We start from the raw sequence: 2,285 nt of genomic DNA on the forward strand, positions 1-2,285 counted from the left end.
GCGCGCCTCCATCGCCACGGCGGCGAACGACCACCGGCTCGGCGCGAACGAGGCGCCCCCGGCGATCATTTCGATCTTCCTCGGGAAGATGCTGAGCGACATCCTGGAGCAGATCGAGAAGGGCACGCTCAAGCGCACGCTCAAGGGCGGCTACATGGATCTCGGCACGAAGATCCTGCCGCAGCTGCCGCGGCACTCGGGCGACCGCAACCGCACCAGCCCGTTCGCGTTCACGGGCAACCGCTTCGAGTTCCGCGCACCTGGTTCGCTGCAGTCGGTGGCGGGCCCGATGGTCACGATCAACACGATCATGGCCGAGGCCCTGGACCACTGCGCCACCGTGCTCGAGACGGCAGTGGCGGACGGCACCGACTTCGATCAGGCCGTGCAGACGCTGCTGACCGACATCATCACCGAGCATGGCGCCGTGGTGTTCAACGGCGACGGATACTCCGACAACTGGCAGACCGAGGCCGCCTCTCGCGGCTTGCCGAACCTGAAGACCACGCTGGATGCGCTGCCGGAGTTGATCAAGCCGGACGCGATCGCATTGTTCGAGAAGTACAGCGTGTTCAACGATCGGGAGATGCACAGCCGCTACGAGATTGGTCTCGAGCAGTACGCGCTCACGGTCGGCGTCGAGGCGCGCTTGACCTTGGAGCTCGGGTCGACGGTGATCCTGCCTGCCGCACTGCGCTACCAGACCGAGCTGGCGTCGAACGTCGCCACGCTCAAGGCGGCGGGTATCGAGCCAAGCACCGTGCTGCTCGAGGATCTCTCGGCGACCGTTGCCGACCTGGTCAGCGCGTTGGCCGATTTGAAGAAGGGCGTCGAGGACCACTCGGCGACCGAGGCGATGGACGAGGCTGCACACATGCAGGGTCTGCTGCCGGCGATGGACGCGGTCCGTGCCGCCGCCGACTCGCTGGAAAGCGTGGTGGCCGACGACCTGTGGCCGCTGCCGACCTACCAGGAGATGCTCTACATCCTCTGAACCACGAGGTCACCGGGCACTTACTGCGCCGTGGTCCGCACCCGGTCCGCAGTAAGTGCGTCGGTGAGCATCTGGGCCGCAGCCTTGCGGGTGCGGTCCTCAACCTTCGGCCACAAGTGGCTGTACGTGTTGAGAGTGAACGACGCCGCCCCGTGGCCCATCGCCCGCTGGACGGTCACCACGTCGCATCCTGCATGGATCAGACCCGACGCATAGGAGTGTCGTAGGTCGTGGAGCCGGAAACTCACCTTGGCCTTGACACGGGTTCGGCGCCACAGGTACCCGGCTGAGTTCTGGTGTAGCGGGTCGTCACCATCACCGGGGAACATCCATCGTTCGGGATCGTCGCCGGGCACGTGAAGGCGCACATGCTCGGAGAGGATCGGCATCAAATCCTCGGGGACGTAGACAGTTCGCTCGCTGCCGTACTTGGGTGGGCGGATGTCCACCCGCCACCAGTGACGAGTTGCGCCTGGCGCTCGACGTGTATCTCTCGGCGCATGAAGTTGATGTCTCCCACTTGCAATCCGGCAGCTTCACCCAGGCGCAAACCTCCGAAGGCGCAGACCGCCACGAACGCCGCGAATCGATCCGGCGCGTGGTGCATCGCCGCGCCAACCTCAGCCGTGGTGGGGATTACCATCGCGACCTCGGCCTTGCGAGTACGGGGAAGGGTCACATTTGCCGTCACGTCGAAGGGGATAATGCGGTCGGCAACGGCAGCGCGGACCTGATCGAACGCGGCGGGCGTGGTGCGCCTGCACGACGCGAGCTAGTCATGGCTGCGCTCAGTGTGAATGACCTGAGCGAGTTCACCGGCAGGACTGTCGCACCGGAGCAGGGTGCGGCACACTTGCGAGTGGCACTGGCACAAGTCAAGGCATACACCCGTGGCATCGGATTCGATGTCGACGGCAACCCCAACGACGAACTCGCCTCTGTCGCACTGTGTTTGGCCGTACGGTATCTCGCGCATCCCCGGCAACTCGCCATGGATTAGACCGAGGGGCCAGCCAGCGTCAGCTACCGGTCCTCGCCGGGTTCGTTCACTGTCTCGGAGACTTTCGTACTCAACAGGTACCGGGTGCGGGCGCTGTGATCACCGGCACCGTCCACCGGGCACCGCAACGCAACGCCCACGGCGATGCAGTCGATGTAAACGGGAACGTCATCCGTGTCGGCGCTGACGGCACCGAGATCGGCAACATCGACGGCCTGATCTTCGGGGGCGAAAGCATCCGCACCGCCAACATGCGCGGCGAAGTGGCGACCACGGAGGGCCTGATCGGTG

General features: G+C 65.2%; 3 protein-coding genes and 1 pseudogene. 3 read left to right on the forward strand and 1 reads right to left on the reverse strand.

Annotated features, from left to right (window positions below):
• Positions 1–994 (forward strand): glutamine synthetase III family protein (locus ACRDUX_RS13715; RefSeq protein WP_526414578.1); only part of this gene is annotated, 994 nt, incomplete at its 5' end.
• 20 nt (positions 995–1,014) lie between these two features.
• Here ACRDUX_RS13715 and ACRDUX_RS13720 read toward each other — a convergent pair.
• On the reverse strand, positions 1,015–1,443 hold the full coding sequence (locus ACRDUX_RS13720; RefSeq protein WP_526414579.1) for a tyrosine-type recombinase/integrase: 429 nt from the start codon (positions 1,441–1,443) through the stop codon (positions 1,015–1,017).
• A 17-nt stretch (positions 1,444–1,460) separates the two neighbouring features.
• On the opposite strand from ACRDUX_RS13720, the gene ACRDUX_RS13725 reads away from it, so the two are divergent.
• Together ACRDUX_RS13725 and ACRDUX_RS13730 are read left to right on the forward strand one after the other, a co-directional pair.
• A complete protein-coding gene (locus ACRDUX_RS13725; protein WP_526414580.1) occupies positions 1,461–1,994 on the forward strand; it encodes a hypothetical protein in 534 nt (177 codons plus the stop codon).
• A gap of 95 nt (positions 1,995–2,089) precedes the next feature.
• Positions 2,090–2,285: pseudogene (locus tag ACRDUX_RS13730) on the forward strand (hypothetical protein); the annotation flags it as partial.

It is taken from the genome of Mycobacterium sp. (assembly GCF_050701675.1).
GTDB lineage: Bacteria > Actinomycetota > Actinomycetes > Mycobacteriales > Mycobacteriaceae > Mycobacterium.